A 15,204-nucleotide genomic window follows, 5' to 3' on the forward strand; every position below is an offset into this window, starting at 1 on the left:
CGACAACTAATTTTCGTCTCATAGTCTTCCTCTACCCCCGCATTAGCTTTGCGCTAAGCGGGGTTTTTCTTTGATTAGAGTTCTTTAATATGATGGATTAAATCATTCGCAGCCGCTTGACCATCACCATATAACATACGGCAATTATCAGCATAGAATAAATGATTCTCGACCCCTGAGAATCCAGCACCCTGTCCGCGTTTAATGACAATCACATTTTTAGCTTCTTGGGCATTTAAAATTGGCATGCCATAAATAGGACTAGAAGGATCCGTTAAAGCAACCGGATTAACCACGTCATTAGCGCCAATAACCACAGCCACATCAGCCGTTTTAAATTCCTCATTAATCTCATCTAGGTCATAAATCAGATCATAAGGAACGCCCGCCTCGGCGAGTAGCACATTCATATGACCGGGCATGCGTCCGGCGACGGGATGAATAGCAAATTTGACCATCACGCCGCGTTGTTGTAACAGTTTGCATAGCTCCCATACTTTATGCTGAGCTTGAGCCACTGCCATACCATACCCCGGAATCACAATCACTTTTTCCGCAAAAGCCAACATAATAGCGCTGTCTTGTGCTTCAATCGCTTTCATAGAGCCAAAAACGGGTCGGTCTTCGGTGGAAGTCACCGCACCAAACTGACTAAACAACACATTGCTAATCGGGCGATTCATTGCTTTAGCCATGAGTTGAGTCAAGAGAGTTCCCGCTGAGCCTACCACCATTCCGGCAATCATCATTGCTGGATTATCAAGCACATACCCTTCAAAGCCTACCGCTAAACCCGTGAACGCATTATAAAGCGATATAACCACAGGCATATCCGCGCCACCAATCGGGAGCGTCATTAATACACCAAAGGCTAGAGCGGCTAAGAAGAATAGGGCTAGAGTAAAGAGGCTGTAATCATTACCACTCAACGCAATAATCACGCCTAGCAATACCGCAACAGCAAAGACTACTCCATTAACGACTTGCTGTTGTGGGAAGCGAATACTGGAGCGAAACGCTTTAATCCCTTGTAATTTAGCAAAGGCTATGCCTGAACCTGAAAAAGCCACCGCACCAATTAAGGCCCCTAGTACGGCTAATGACTGTACACCCATGCCTAGTTCATGGCGTTTCAATAGCTCTACTGCTGCAATAGCGGCGGCTGCACCCCCCCCCATACCATTGTAAAGCGCGATCATTTGCGGCATATCGGTCATAGCGACTGTTTTGGCACTTTTCCAAGCAAGGACGCCACCCACTGCAATACCGATCAGGATTAGTAAGTAATTAGTATTAATATGAGGATGGACAAAGGTAATCACGGTAGCCAGTACCATCCCTGCACCCGCCCATTGAATCCCGCGTTGGGCAGTAGTCGGGGATGCCATTTGTTTCAAGCCTAAAATAAATAATACCGCAGCGGCATAGTAGGCTAGTTGCACCATAAAACTCATGAGCGCTTTCCTCCTTTACTGGTTTGGAACATTTCCAACATGCGCTCGGTGACGACATAGCCGCCTACTGCATTACCGGCTGCGAGTACTACCGCAATGAAACCGACGATTTGTTCACTCACACTTTCTGATTGCCCTAGAGCCACCATCGCGCCGACCAGTACAATACCGTGGATAAAGTTAGAACCTGACATTAAAGGCGTATGTAAAATGACCGGAACCTTAGAAATAACTTCATAGCCGGTAAAAGCGGCTAGAGTAAAAATATATAAAGCAATCCAACCGTCCATTTAAGCCTCCACTACGCGGCGCACCGCTTCATTGGTAATCTTGCCCTCATGAGTCAATAAAGAACCCGCGATGATCTCATCCTTAAAGTCGGGTTGGTACTGACCCTCCTTGAGTGACAGACTTAAAAAGCTCAATAAGTTTTTGGCGTACATCTCACTGGCGTGCGTAGGTAGTTGACTAGGCACATTCAGCGGTGCGTGAATCGTAACACCATATTGTGTAACGGTTTCGCCTGCTACACTGAGTGTACAGTTGCCCCCGCCCTCAGCGGCTAAATCAATAATCACTGCCCCTGCTTTCATGGCTTGTACCATAGCCGCGCTAATAATTTTAGGGGATGGTTTGCCCGGAATAGCGGCAGTAGTGATTAATACGTCAGCACTAGCAAAGTATTGAGTCAGTTCAGCTTGCTGTTGAGCTTGCTCTTCTGCGGTCAGTTCACGCGCATAGCCGCCACTGCCTTCCGCCTTAATGCCTAGCTCTATGAATTTAGCCCCTAAGGATTGCACTTGCTCCTTAGTCACGGTACGCACGTCATAGGCTTCTACAATAGCGCCTAGGCGTCGTGCCGTAGCAATCGCTTGTAAGCCTGCCACCCCAGCACCCACGACTACGACTTTAGCAGGGCGAATCGTACCCGCTGCGGTCGTGAGCATAGGGAAAAAGCGGCTAGCCAAGTCAGCGCCCATAATCGCCGCCTTATAACCTGCAACAGAGGCTTGAGAGGACAATACATCCATCGCTTGGGCGCGTGAAATACGCGGGATGAGTTCCATCGCAAAGCTAGTGATTCCACGTTCCGCTAAAGCCTTGACCTCGGCTGGTTTTTGGTAAGGATTCAGCATGCCAATCAGTACACTATTGGGCTTGAGTAAGGCAATTTCCTCAAGGCTAGGCATTTGGACTTTAAGGGTAATATCAGCTTGTGGGTAAATGGTGTTAGGGCTAAAAGTAGCCTCTTTAAAGGCACTATCAGGATAGTGAGCTTGGTCACCGGCTCCGGTCTCAATCAGTACTTGAGCACCTAGTTTAACGAGTTTAGTGGCCACGCTAGGTTCAATAGCAACCCGCTTTTCACCCAGAGTTGTTTCTTTGGGGATAGCTATAATAATTGACACAATGGTTTATCCTCCCATAGGTAGTTCATCACTGTGGCTGTGCTGTCATCTAACAAATTTTGTTAAAAAGCTTGACAGCTTAAGGGAGTAAGCGAGAGGTTAGTATATCTATAAAGTGTGGGCTTAACTGAAGCCAAGTGCTGAGACTTGGCTCATTAATGAAATTAAATATCTTCTAAATCAAACAGTTCATTCAATAAATCTTGTGGGGGCGCAAAGAAATAATTGCCACCGACTGCTTTAGTAAACTCTAATAAGCGATCCTGCAAACCATCGGCATTCAAACCGTACATGCGTTGCAACATTTCATCAATCACCGCGAGATTATTAGTCAGTGCCAAGAAAAATAAACCTTTTTCACCCCCCGCATTCCCATAGGGCAAACTAAAACGCAGTATATCGATACCAATATCCACCCGTGCAATGTGAGCGCTCGCGGGCTTAGTTTCGTCGTCTAATTCTGCGCCTTCTGATTTCGTGCGTCCCATCACCTTTTGTTGCTCATCGACACTTTGCGCTTGCCATTTTTTCAGATCATGCACAAAGCGTTGCGCAAAAACAAAGCTACCCTCAGCACAAGCCCCCACTGCTTGAGGCAATAAAGTCACCTCATCACGTTCCTCGCGTTCCACAGGGTTTTCAATCCCATCGATAAATCCGGTCAAATCACGACGTTCATGAAAGCGAAACGCGCTACATTCATCTAATACCTTAATACCTTCCCAATCGCTCACCAAGGCATCGGCTAATTCAAAACATAAATCGGCACGGGTGCTACTGATGTGTACTAATAAATCCGCTGCTAAGGCGGGATGCGGAAAGTCGCCTTCAACGACAGGCATAGGTAAAAAATTATCAGGACCTAGTGAGTAAAGCTCCTGCCACAGTGCTTTACCAAAGGCTAAAGTCGTGGCAATGCCTGTCTCAGGTTGAGTACGAGCCAATAAATGGCGTTTAGCATAAAAAGCAGTGATCTGGTCTTGTAGAGCGCTTTTGCCTTTTTTAGTGACACGAATCATTAAAAAACGTGCGGCGGGATGATGTTCGCCTTGAATACCCGTTTGAGCTGGCATGTCGGTCTCCTAGTCATTGCATGCTAAAAAATGAATCTTAAGTGCTTAGCGTAGTAAGGCTGTCCAAGCAGCTACGCTCAGCAGTGAAAACAAGGTAGAGAGCACTACTGCTTGAGCAGTCTCGTGAGCGAAGCAATTATATTTAAGCGCAATCACATGTGCCAATGCACCCGTAGGGAGAGCGGTCAGTAATACAGCAGCTAAAAGCCAAGCCTTATCCTCAACACCCAATAGCTTAAATGTCAGATAGGTAATTAAGGGATGCAGGACTAATTTCACCGCTATTAACCAAGCCAGTTCGCCCTTATTCACTTGATTATGATGCAATTGCAAACCTGCTCCTAAACAAAACAACGCCACCGGAATCGCAGCGGGAGCGAGCATCCCTAATGCTTTATCCACCGTATTAGGCAAAGTGACATTAAAAATCGCACACAGCACCCCTAATACCGTTGAGACAAAAATAGGATTACGAATCAAGGCTCGATCTAAAATAGCCCAAACTTTGGTTAAACTTAAAGCACCCTGAGCTTGTGCCTCTATTAATAACTGCGCTCCGGCAATCAGCAATAAATTACCTGCCAAGATAATAGCAACCAATGCACCATGTGCGCTTTGTCCCAATACCCCCATAATTAGTGGTATACCCATATAGGCAAAATTTGCAAAGGTAGCCACCAAACCGCGTTGCACTAATGCATTAAAACCACGTACCTGAAAAAAGCTATAGCATCCTAGCACCGCTAAAACCGCTGTGACTAATGCCGCCACACTAAACGCGGCTAGACCCTGAATATTCAATAAGTGTTGAATATCTTGCTGACGTGAAGCATTAAATAAAAGAGCAGGGACGGCAAAGTAATACACAAAGGTATTGAGTGCGGGGAGCATTTTGCTATCTAAAACAGTACGTTTAGCTACATAGCCCAAACCCATTAAAATAAAAATAGGAATAATGGCATTCAGCCCAGAAAAGAAGCTAGCAGACATGAGCGCGTGTTTAGATAATGAGTGAGGCAGTATGTTACTGCATTTTTACTATAACTCAAACGGAGCACCACCTATGAAAGCACTGGCAATGATTGCCCATGATCAACAAAAACGCGCCTTATGCGATTGGGTTAAAACTCATCAAGCCCATTTTGTAGGGCGACGCATTGTAGCCACCGGAACGACCGCAAAACTCATCAAAGCCGAAAATCCAGCGCTAGATATTACGGGCATGAAAAGCGGACCTTTAGGGGGTGATCAACAGATTGGTGCTTTAATAGCTGAGGGGCAAATCGACGCGGTGTTTTTCTTTCAAGACCCCATGACCGCACAACCGCATGACGTGGATGTAAAAGCCTTGGTGCGTTTGGCTACGGTTTATGATGTGCCGATTGCTTGTAATGAGAGTACGGCAAATTATTTAATTACTAGCCCGTATTTTGATCATCCTGAAACAGCACCTCAACCCAAAAGTGTCGAGGTGCGTTATGGCAATTACTTAAAACGAGTAGCAGGGCAATTGCTACCCGCTTAAAGAACTGGTGTTATCGGTTCTAGCGGCGACCTTGAGGGGGAGTGTATGACTTCAGCCTTCCCAACACTGTGTTAGTAATGAAGATGGTGTGGGGGGGCGTAAAAAGATCATGGACTCATTCATACTCTCTTGAGGTTTTAGCTAATTTGGCTAATGTGGTTTTATCCCAGATATAACGCCAAGTAGCAACCATAGAACCATCTGGTGCTTGCCACTCTCCTGCCTCTGCTCGCTGAGCACCATAATGCTGGTAAATCTGTTGAGCCTTATGATTGGACTGCAACACCCATAAATACAAACCATTGTTAGCAGCGTGCGTTACGCAAGTACTCCACACCGCTTGTAGTAAAATACTACTCCAGCCTTGGCCTTGCGCACTGGAGCGTACATGCAGATTATCCAACAAACTGCCCCATTGCGGATCTTGTTGTAGATAGATACATACAAACCCCACTATCGAACCAGCTATATCTATAACCCATACCCGTTGATTGGTAACGGGTTGGGTTAGACGTTGCTGCCACAAAGCTTGACGATCTGCGGCTAAATCTTGGGCTAGATAATCAGCAGATAAATCAAAAGGGTAAGTAGCACGCCAACTGGCAGCATGCAAAGTTGCAATAGCGACTAAATCGTCAGCGTGGGCTAAACGCAATTGGTAAGAGGTAGACATACTTAACTCGTCGCTAGGTTTGAAATAACGGTTAAGCCCGACGTTTCCAGAGCGTCAATTGCGCAATACTATGCTGATATTTACGAGCCGTTTCACGAATCACAAACGGAATATCTTGCGGCTCACCAAAAGGTTCAAAGTGTGTTTTGAGGATGCGATGTAAACCATCTAAAGTCGTCAGATTTTCCCCACTTTCCTTATAGCCACCGATCCAGTGTTGTTTCTCGGTGTATTCCTCTAACCACGTATAAGGCGAGGTTAACGCTAACAAACCACCCGGTTTAATACGTTCGTGGATAGTGCTGAGAAATTTGGCCGGTTGGTATAAACGATCAATTAGGTTACCCGCAAACACCAAATCATAATCCTGATAAATGGGTTTGAGATTACACGCATCACCTTGTGAAAAGTTCACTCGGTCTGCGGTAGCTTCTAAATCTAAGGCTGCAAGGTTGGCTTGTCGAAGGATAGTTAACTCACCTTCTTGCTTAATCAAATAACGTAGTTGACCGTGTTGGCGTAGGTTAAGTGCATTGCGAATAAAGCGTGTGGAGAAATCTAAGGCATCCACATGAGGAATGGTTTTGGCCAGTTCAAAACTGCTACGTCCTACCGCACAACCAACATCAAGTGCTTTAGTAAATGGCATACCTTGTGCGAATTTGAGTATGGTAGCAATACAGGCTTGAGGATAATTGTTAACCCCAAAGTAGTTATCGCCGTAATGGAACTCTAGATATTGCGAAATGAATTCATCCGTTTCGTAACTATTAAAGGTTTGGGTAATAGCCTCACTCGATTCAACATAACGAAAGCCTGCATGTTGGAAAAAGTGGCGGCGGAAAGCATAACGGCTATCGCGTGTAGCTTCATTACCCGTCGAGATCCAACTACCGCCTTTAATGAGGTTATGTTTGCTATCAAAGGTAGGCACAGAAAAATCATCATACGCTGGATGTACTTGGAAGCCTGCAAATCCATCGATGGCGGTCTCCGTCCATTGCCAGACATTCCCCAACACATCGTAAAAATCACCTTGTCGAAACTGATTCACGGGGCAGGATGAGGCCCAATATTCCAGATTGATATTACCCGGTGCTTCCGTCCACGCCAGCTGATCTTGTTGTACCTGTGAATCGTATAGGCGATACCATTCCGCTTCGGTAGGTAAACGAATAGGTTTACCCGTGCGAGCGGTTAGCCAATTGCAAAATGCTTTTGCTTCTAAATAATTGACATCGACTGGCCAATCCCAAGGCATATCGATTTCTTGCAACATACTGCGATAACGGTAAGTGTCACCCTGCTTTACCCAAAATACTGGGTGAGTGGCAGCTTTGTATTGTCGCCATTGCCAACCTTCTTCCGTCCACCAGCTTTCAGATTGATAACCACCATCTTCAATAAAGGCTAAAAATTCCTGATTACTCACCAAAAACTTGCCTGCTTTGAAGCTAGGCACTTCCGTGATCAATGCGCCGTATTCATTATCCCAACCATAGGTAACTGCGGGTTGCTCACGCCCTTGTTTAACTGCGCCACTGGCTACCTCGATTAGCTGATTTTCAGGCGCTTTACCAGTAGAGGAGCAAATAGTCCACGCAGGATGTGGCCATACCGCCTGCAAAGGCAGTTGGCGAATTAGCACTGAAGAGGTTTCCAAATGGATACGTTCGTGTTCAATCCCCATCAAAATAATCCAGAACGGGTCTTGCCACTGTATCGGTAAAGATAAAGGCAGCTGACTGATCAAACCATCCACCAGTTGCCGCACTTGGGCGCGATAGTCCCTTACGCGCTGCACGGCTGGCCAGTCATAATGGCTTTCATTCAGATCGTCCCACGACATTTCATCTACACCGATAGCTAGCATGGATTCCAACTCGGCATCTAGGCGTTGCTCAATGATCTTAGATACGATCAGTTTGTTAATATAGAACGTGGCGGTATGCCCAAAATAGAAAATTAAAGGGTGACGCAAGGGTTCAGGGCGTTGGTAAAACACACTGTCGTCTTTGAGTACGGTAAATAATTGTTCGTATAAATCCCAGCTTGCATGAAAGTAGCGGCGAATTTCTTCACGTTTTTGTTCAATCTCACCGGAATCCAGCGCCGGAATTCTTAATGAAGCGATGCGGGACATTACCAACTCCTTGTAATTAAAAAACTATTTATACAAACATTAGCTTATCAACTCTCTGACACGTAGGGGCAGACCTACGTGTCTGCCCGCTATCTAACTCTTGTACTATCGTATTCGTGTGCCTAAAGCATTCCCTTACTTAAACACATCCTGCGTAAAGTTGTTATACCAACTATAAGCATAACTGGCATCAAACAAACGTTCTTGTGCAGTGGGATTCAAGGCTGAAGTTCCACCACTGCCTGCAATACTTTCAATCACTTTGCCATCATTCGACAAGCGATATACGCCTACCACCGAAATAGCATAATCCTTACCCACAAGACTATAGCAGCCATTTGAGAAAGAGGGACTCTCTGGCTCTAAACCATTGAGTAGTGCATGAATGGCTGAAGCACACACTTTCGCCTCAGAGTTAGCGGCAAAACCCGATTTAGGTAAAGAATCTGCCATACACGCATCGCCAATCACATGCACTTTAGGGTGGCGCGTCGATTCAAAGGTGAGCTTATTGACGGGACACCAACCCGTGCTATCCACTAAATCCGCATCAAAGGCGAGCTTGCCTGCTTTTTGGGGAGGAATGATATTGAGTACCGCAGCCGGAAAACGATCACCAAATTCAGTAATCGCGGTTTTAGTCGCCACTTCTAGTCCTACCACACCGGATGCTTGATCCGCAGAATGCCATTCGAGCAGTGCATTATCGGTTTTATAGCCATAGAGTTCAGTCCATGCTTTTTCAAACAGCGCTTGCTTGGTAAAGCTAGGCTTAGGGTCGAGTACTATTAGCTTAGAATTAGGCTTGTGTTGCTTGAGGTAATAAGCAATTTGGCTAGCACGCTCATAGGGTGCGGGCGGGCAACGATAAGGGTTAGGGGGGGCGGCTAATACGACCGTGCCACCATTGGGCATAGCCTGTAGTTGATCGCGCAATAATAAAGTTTGTGGTCCAGCTTTCCATGCGTGTGGGATTTGCTCACTCACCTCTAGGCTATAGCCATCAATCCGTTCATAGCGAAAATCAATACCGGGCGAGACTACACAACGATCATAGGGGTAACTAATCCCACCTTTAGTTCTGACTAACTGCGCTTCGTAGTCAATGGTAGTGACTTCATCAATCACTATTTTAACGCCATGTGCTTTTAAGCCCTCGTAGTTAAATTGCAATGATTCTAGTGTGCGTTCACCACTTAAGACTTCATTACTCATATAGCAAGTGGTGTAAATGGCATTCTTTTCAATTAAAGTCACATCTAAAGTTGCATCTAATAGACGCAAATACTTAGCGACCGTTGCACCCCCTGTACCTCCGCCGATTACCACTATGCGTTGTCCAGCGGCGCGTAAAATAGTAGGAAAGCCTAAGGTACTGAAAGCAGCACCTGCCGCTAAGGTTTTCAATAAGGTTCTACGTGTATGATTCATAACAATACCCCCTAACCGATCAAGCCGGGTAGAGGTCCCGGATTGCTGTCTTGATTACCAAAGCTATTAATATTCAGACCCATAAACCGAGCGACTGATACCAATACTTTATTATGTGGTGTGGCAGTAAACGGCAAACAACGCCCGCCTATAACTCCACCATTGCGCCCTCCGGCAATAATGAAAGGCATATCATCGTGGTTATGCCAGCCACCATTAGCTAGATCACTTCCTACAAAAATAATCGTATTATCTAAGAGCGTGCCATTGCTTTCAGGAATACTGGCGAGTTGCTCAATCAGCTTAGCGAGTTGATTGCTATACCATGCCTTGATTCTAATGAAATCCTCTCCACCGCCATGTGAAGCTTGGTGACAGGTTTGACCACTACCCGATTCGGTAATAATCGCTTCATTCACCGCATGCCCCCAAGTCAGGGTTACTACACGGGTGAGATCACAGGAGAGTGCATGTACCGCTATATCGCGCTGTAGGTCACTAATTATCCCCATGCGGCTAGCATCACGGTATTCGGGATTACTCCAAAAGCCGGTGCGCGTGACTTGAAATCCAGTGGGATTAAAGTTCCATGCCGCACAAGCGCCCACATTAGTATTCAGCTTTTGCTCTAATTCACGTATGGATTCTAAATGAGTATCGAGCTTAGCGCGTTCGACCGCACCTAATTGAGTGCGTAGTGCATTGAGTTCACTTAAGGACTTATCCATCACACTCAAGCGGCGTTGGGCAATAAAGTTATTGCTGGCATTAGAGCCAAATAGTGATTCAAATGCCGCCAAAGGATTAGGTTCAGGTGCGACCCTTAGGCCATTATTGTCGTAAGTGATCCCTGCACTGTCCCACACAGGCACAATATTGAGGTTTAAATGCGGTCTCACGGTTTGACTTTTAAACGCTTGTCCTAAGTAATAATCCAAACTGACCGCTCGATCCGAGCCACGTCCATCCGCTCCGGTGAGTAGCTTTAAGACTCCACCCTCGTGAGTAGAGCCTGAGCCTTTCATATCCACCCCGCGCAGGAATACGCACTGTTGGCGTACTCGCTCTAAAGGCGCGGTCATCGCAGGTAGAGTAAAAGTCGTTCCTGTCCCTTGTGGATGCCAATGTTCAGGGCGCATACCATCAGGGAAATACACGAAAATAGCCCGTCGTGGCGGTGTATCCGCATAAGCCATATTCGCATAAGGTAACATGGTTGTGCTAATGCCAGCCGCTGCTATCCATTTGAGGAAATCACGGCGTTGTTGCAAGTGAGTCATGTTCTTTCCCCTTAAGGTGCGCGACGTAAAGTAAAGTTAGGTGCATTCACAATACTAAGCAGCATGGTTTGTAAGTTATAACCATTGTCTTGATAGGTCTGGAGATAACTATTCAAAGCACAAGTGTCTGCTGAGGTTTCACGCCGCCCTGTCGCATAGCGATAGTATTGCCGTGCCACACATTGCGCAGCAGTAGGACTATCGGCTACTAAGGTACTCAAATGATTGAGGTCATTCACCGTGAGCGTTTCAGTAGGGGTATAGGTTTCCATACCGCGTAGAATGCCACTAGCATTGATAGCGTTGCCGTTTTCAAGGCTACGGAATTGACCTGCACCGTCATAGTTTTCAAAGTTAAAGCCCGGACCATCTAAGTATTGATGGCAACTAAAGCAGCTAGTCCCTGAATTACTATGGAATAAGAAACGCTGGCGTGTGGTCATGGTAGGGTCTGGATCGGGTGCTTGCACTATGCCCATATTCGCAGGCTCCGGTAGGTCATGACAGAGCACGCGCTCAAAGAAGAAGCGTCCACGCTTGAAGGGGTGCGATTCATTGCTATTAGCATAGCGAGCTAACACCGCACCTAAACTGAGTAAGCCTTTACGTGTGCCATTGGCTACAGGCGTTTTCATAAAGGTTTGATCGACAGGGCCTGTGACCTGATAAAAATCGGCTAGGGTTTTATTCGCCAGCACATAATCGGCTTGATATAGCTCACGGAAGGTTTGCGTCGAATCAAATACCACATAGTTAAAGAAATTAATTAACTCTTGTGACATGGCTAAGCGCACTGCATCGGTATAGGCGGGATAGACTGTGCTGTCTTTAGGCGGTAAGAAGTAGGGATTGGTTTTAAGGAGCCATTGACCGACGAAATTACCCACTTGTTGACGACTACGAGCCGCTGCTAATAAACGCGAGGCTTGGCTAATACGTTGTTGTGGAGTGTCTAAAGCATTTTGATCTGCTGCACTCATTAACTCCGCATCGGGCATAGTGCCCCAGAATAAGTAGGATAGATTAGAGGCAATCTCATAGGGTGTGAGCTTATAAGTACCATCGGCTTGTAAGACCCCTAGTTCGGAGCGATACAAGAAATGCGGTGACATCAGCATACCCATCACCGTTTTTTCTACCGCATCTCTAAACGCTACCCCACTAAAGTTAGCGGCATAGCTATCGACCTCAGCCGTAGAGAGGGGGCGCCTAAAGACTCGCTTACCAAAGGTTTGAATAAATTGGCGTCCGCACACTGCATCTTGTTGGGTGCAGGGCATAATCTGATTCCAGCTTTGTAATACCGCAGTCGAGGCAAGTTGCTCAGCTTGATTGAGATAAGACTCTAAGCGCAAGCTAGTGACTTGATTTTGTGCCGCATTATTATCAAAACCATCGACACGATTTTCCTCAGGCAATTTGTGTAAGAGATCAAGCTGTAAACCGAGTAAATCATTGACGGTGTTTTGATACTCTTGACGCGTGAGTAGTCTGAGGCTACGTGTGCCAGCCGGAGGTGTGCCTGCACACACTTGAGTGCCGCCCGAACCACCACTCCCTGCTGCGGGGGTGAGTACTTCGGTAATATAGCTCGCAATCGCTGAAGCGCAGCCAGTTTGGCACGCACCCGCATTCCCCGGTGGCATAGTGTCGTGAATAATGCGAGTAAGATCCGCTAATTGACTCGCTGTATACTTAGTCATCGGTAGATTCGTAAAGCCGCCGCGTCCGTCCGCACCGTGACAGCTAGCACAGCCTTGACGTTGGTATTGAGTCTGACCGTATTGCAATGCGGTTTGGAGATTAATAGTGGTAAGGCTGCTGGTGGTACTGCCTGCGGTATTAAATGCACTTACGCGATAGTCATAGCCCATACCCATACTGACATTAGTATCGGTATAAGCTTGGGTATTACTGCCTAACTCCACTAAAGTAGTCCAGTTATCAGCGCCTGTACTACTGCGTTCAATTCTAAAGCCAGTCTCATTATTGCTAGTGTCTTGCCAGCTTAAATTGACTTTGCTGTTATCGACCGCTGTGGTGGCTAAATTGCTTGGTGCTGTCGGTGCAATACTGGTATCACCCCCCGATCCACTACCTGAACCGCTACCGCCGCCAGAGCCAGAACCACCGCTGCTACTACCGCCTGCTTTTGAAGTGGCATCGGCTGCATAGTATTGAGCTAGCGCCCACAATATATCTTCACCGTATAAAGTCTTGAGCTGAATCATTTGATTCGCCATTTCAGTGGGTATATTGCTACTACGTCCGGCGTAATAGTCCTCTAAAGTGGCGTGCAAATAAGTCGCCCATTGCCCGTCTAAACGGGTACGGGTAGGTGTGGGGTTTTCACCTGTACCCACATGGCAGAATACACAATTCGATTCATGTACCGCTTTACCCCGATTCACTAGAGTCTGATTGGTGGTTTGCGGGGCGGCTTTGAAGGGAAGTTGTGCTAGGTATTGAGACATACGTTCAATGTCGGTGTCGGTATAACCTTTAGCAATGCGACTCATCACACTCGAAGCCCGTTCGCCCGTGCGATACGCTTTCATAGTGCGCACTAAATAGGTTTTATCTAAACCTGCAATCGAGGGAATGCCGGGGCCGGTGCTATAGCCTTGGGTGCCATGACAAGCCGCACAGTTATTGACTAACATCGCAGCACGAATATCAGTACGATCTTGACGCTTAGCACTCACGCTATTGGAGTAGGCAGAAGAAGCCGCGCTATTAGTCGCTTTTAAACGGTATTCATAGGTTTTGCCAATGGCTAAAGTGGTGTCTTTATAAGTCAGAGCATTAGCCTCCAGAGTCGCTAATATGCTCCAGTTGCCGCCTGCTTCACGCCGTTCTATTACAAAGTGATCTTCATTCGTGCTGTTATCTAACCAAGTAAACTCAGCCTCGGTATTATCTTTTAACACCACTTGTAAATGGCTAGGTGCTTTAGGGGGTAGTACTAAGGTATCGGCTTGACCGGAGCAGCGCGTGCCATTAATCGCTACATCAATAGGAATGAGATTTAAGCCGGTATGCGAGGCATTAAAGCCAAAAGAAATCGTGCCATTTTGGGCAATGATTTTATTGTAATCTACGTTTTTGACGGTGACTTTATCGCTGCTTTGACTAAATTGACCGTTCCAGCCTTGGGTCACGACTTGCTCAGTGGGCATAGTCCAAGTGGCTTGCCAGCCATTCCATGCTACCCCTGTGTTTTTAATGTCTACCGTTCCAGTAAAGCCATTATCCCATTGTGTTTGAATCTGATAATTCACACTGCAAGAAGGGGGCGGTGGAGGCGGTGGGTCAACTTGTCCGGCGCATTTCACCCCATTTAAGGCGACATTACCCGGAATATTATTCAGTCCCGTGTGTGAGCCATTAAAACCAAATTGCAGTTGTGCGCCCGCATTAATCGTTTTATTCCAGTCTACGGGTTTGACCGTGACTTTATCACCTGCTTGCTGATATTGACCATTCCATAGCCCCGTGATTTGTTGGCTGTTGGGCATATCCCAAGTCACAGACCAATTGCTAACTGCATCTCCGGTGTTTTTGATTTTAACATCGGCAGTAAAGCCATTAGTCCAAACACTAGGTAAGGTGTATTGCACTTCACACGCGACCACAGCGGGTTTGGGGGGCGGGGGATTGCCTTCACAGAGCACGCCATTGACAGAGACGTTAGTCGGGATTTGATTCGTGCCGCTGTGCGTGCCATTAAAGCCGACTTGAACGCTGGCGTTGTTGCCTACCGCGCCGTTCCAGCTCACGTTTTTGACGCTAATCGCTGCGCCGCTTTGAGTGTAAGAGCCGTTCCATAGCCCGGTAATGGTTTGACCGTTGAGCATATCCCATTTGGCTGTCCAACTCGTCCATGCATCGCCAGTGTTGGTGATGACGAGGTTGGCGCTAAAACCATTGTTCCATTGGTTAGGGACGGTGTAGCTGATTTTACAACTGGTCGCAGCCCATGAGGCCGAGCTAAAAAGGAGAGTAGATAACGCAACTAATCCGTAGAGTAGGTACTGCCGACAATAGTAGACCAGCCAAGCAACTAGGTTGCTTTGGTACTTATTTTTCATGTTTTTCCCTCGCGGAGACACTAACACACTCAGCCGAAGCTATAGGCACAGTGTAATTAGGGTTATCTGCTTTTTCAATAGCCATTTGTAGGAACATTCTATTAACTCTATGGATGGTAAGGCTC

11 protein-coding genes are annotated in these 15,204 nt (G+C 46.6%); 1 reads left to right on the top strand and 10 read right to left on the bottom strand.

Annotation, left to right across the window (positions count from 1 at the left end):
• Nucleotides 1–74: 74 nt before the first annotated feature.
• From IPL34_RS14440 to IPL34_RS14460, 5 genes are all read right to left on the bottom strand, one after another.
• Nucleotides 75–1,454, bottom strand: a complete 1,380-nt coding sequence (locus IPL34_RS14440; RefSeq protein WP_296842151.1) for an NAD(P)(+) transhydrogenase (Re/Si-specific) subunit beta — start codon at nt 1,452–1,454, stop codon at nt 75–77.
• The gene (locus tag IPL34_RS14445) at nt 1,451–1,744 is read right to left on the bottom strand and encodes an NAD(P) transhydrogenase subunit alpha (protein WP_296842152.1); all 294 of its coding nucleotides are present in this window, start codon (nt 1,742–1,744) and stop codon (nt 1,451–1,453) included. Before IPL34_RS14445 ends, IPL34_RS14440 begins: the two co-directional genes overlap by 4 nt.
• Nucleotides 1,745–2,863 (bottom strand): Re/Si-specific NAD(P)(+) transhydrogenase subunit alpha, encoded by a 1,119-nt coding sequence (locus IPL34_RS14450; RefSeq protein WP_296842153.1) that lies wholly within the window; start codon nt 2,861–2,863, stop codon nt 1,745–1,747.
• Nucleotides 2,864–3,027: 164 nt separating this feature from the next.
• Complete coding sequence (locus IPL34_RS14455; protein ID WP_296842154.1) at nt 3,028–3,936, bottom strand: Dyp-type peroxidase; 909 nt, start codon at nt 3,934–3,936, stop codon at nt 3,028–3,030.
• Nucleotides 3,937–3,981: 45 nt separating this feature from the next.
• Nucleotides 3,982–4,926, bottom strand: coding sequence for an AEC family transporter (locus IPL34_RS14460; RefSeq protein WP_296842155.1), 945 nt, complete (start codon nt 4,924–4,926; stop codon nt 3,982–3,984).
• Nucleotides 4,927–4,999: 73 nt separating this feature from the next.
• Between IPL34_RS14460 and IPL34_RS14465 the strand changes: the two genes are divergently transcribed.
• A complete protein-coding gene (locus IPL34_RS14465) occupies nt 5,000–5,461 on the top strand; it encodes a methylglyoxal synthase (RefSeq protein ID WP_296842156.1) in 462 nt (153 codons plus the stop codon).
• A 115-nt stretch (nt 5,462–5,576) separates the two neighbouring features.
• On the opposite strand, the gene IPL34_RS14470 is transcribed toward IPL34_RS14465, so the two are convergent.
• The 5 genes from IPL34_RS14470 to IPL34_RS14490 form a co-directional block, all read right to left on the bottom strand.
• Nucleotides 5,577–6,134 (bottom strand): GNAT family N-acetyltransferase, encoded by a 558-nt coding sequence (locus tag IPL34_RS14470; protein ID WP_296842157.1) that lies wholly within the window; start codon nt 6,132–6,134, stop codon nt 5,577–5,579.
• Between the two features lie 31 nt (nt 6,135–6,165).
• Nucleotides 6,166–8,277 carry a 5-histidylcysteine sulfoxide synthase gene (gene ovoA / locus IPL34_RS14475; protein WP_296842158.1) on the bottom strand — a complete coding sequence of 704 codons (2,112 nt, stop codon included), beginning with the start codon at nt 8,275–8,277 and terminating at the stop codon, nt 6,166–6,168.
• A 135-nt stretch (nt 8,278–8,412) separates the two neighbouring features.
• Nucleotides 8,413–9,708 carry an NAD(P)/FAD-dependent oxidoreductase gene (locus tag IPL34_RS14480; RefSeq protein WP_296842159.1) on the bottom strand — a complete coding sequence of 432 codons (1,296 nt, stop codon included), beginning with the start codon at nt 9,706–9,708 and terminating at the stop codon, nt 8,413–8,415.
• 11 nt (nt 9,709–9,719) lie between these two features.
• Nucleotides 9,720–10,988: a DUF1552 domain-containing protein gene (locus IPL34_RS14485; protein ID WP_296842160.1), complete on the bottom strand. Its 1,269-nt coding sequence runs from the start codon at nt 10,986–10,988 to the stop codon at nt 9,720–9,722.
• 11 nt (nt 10,989–10,999) lie between these two features.
• Nucleotides 11,000–15,079 carry a cellulose binding domain-containing protein gene (locus tag IPL34_RS14490; protein ID WP_296842161.1) on the bottom strand — a complete coding sequence of 1,360 codons (4,080 nt, stop codon included), beginning with the start codon at nt 15,077–15,079 and terminating at the stop codon, nt 11,000–11,002.
• Nucleotides 15,080–15,204 lie beyond the last annotated feature (125 nt).

It is taken from the genome of Thiofilum sp., assembly GCF_016711335.1.
Classification (GTDB): domain Bacteria; phylum Pseudomonadota; class Gammaproteobacteria; order Thiotrichales; family Thiotrichaceae; genus Thiofilum.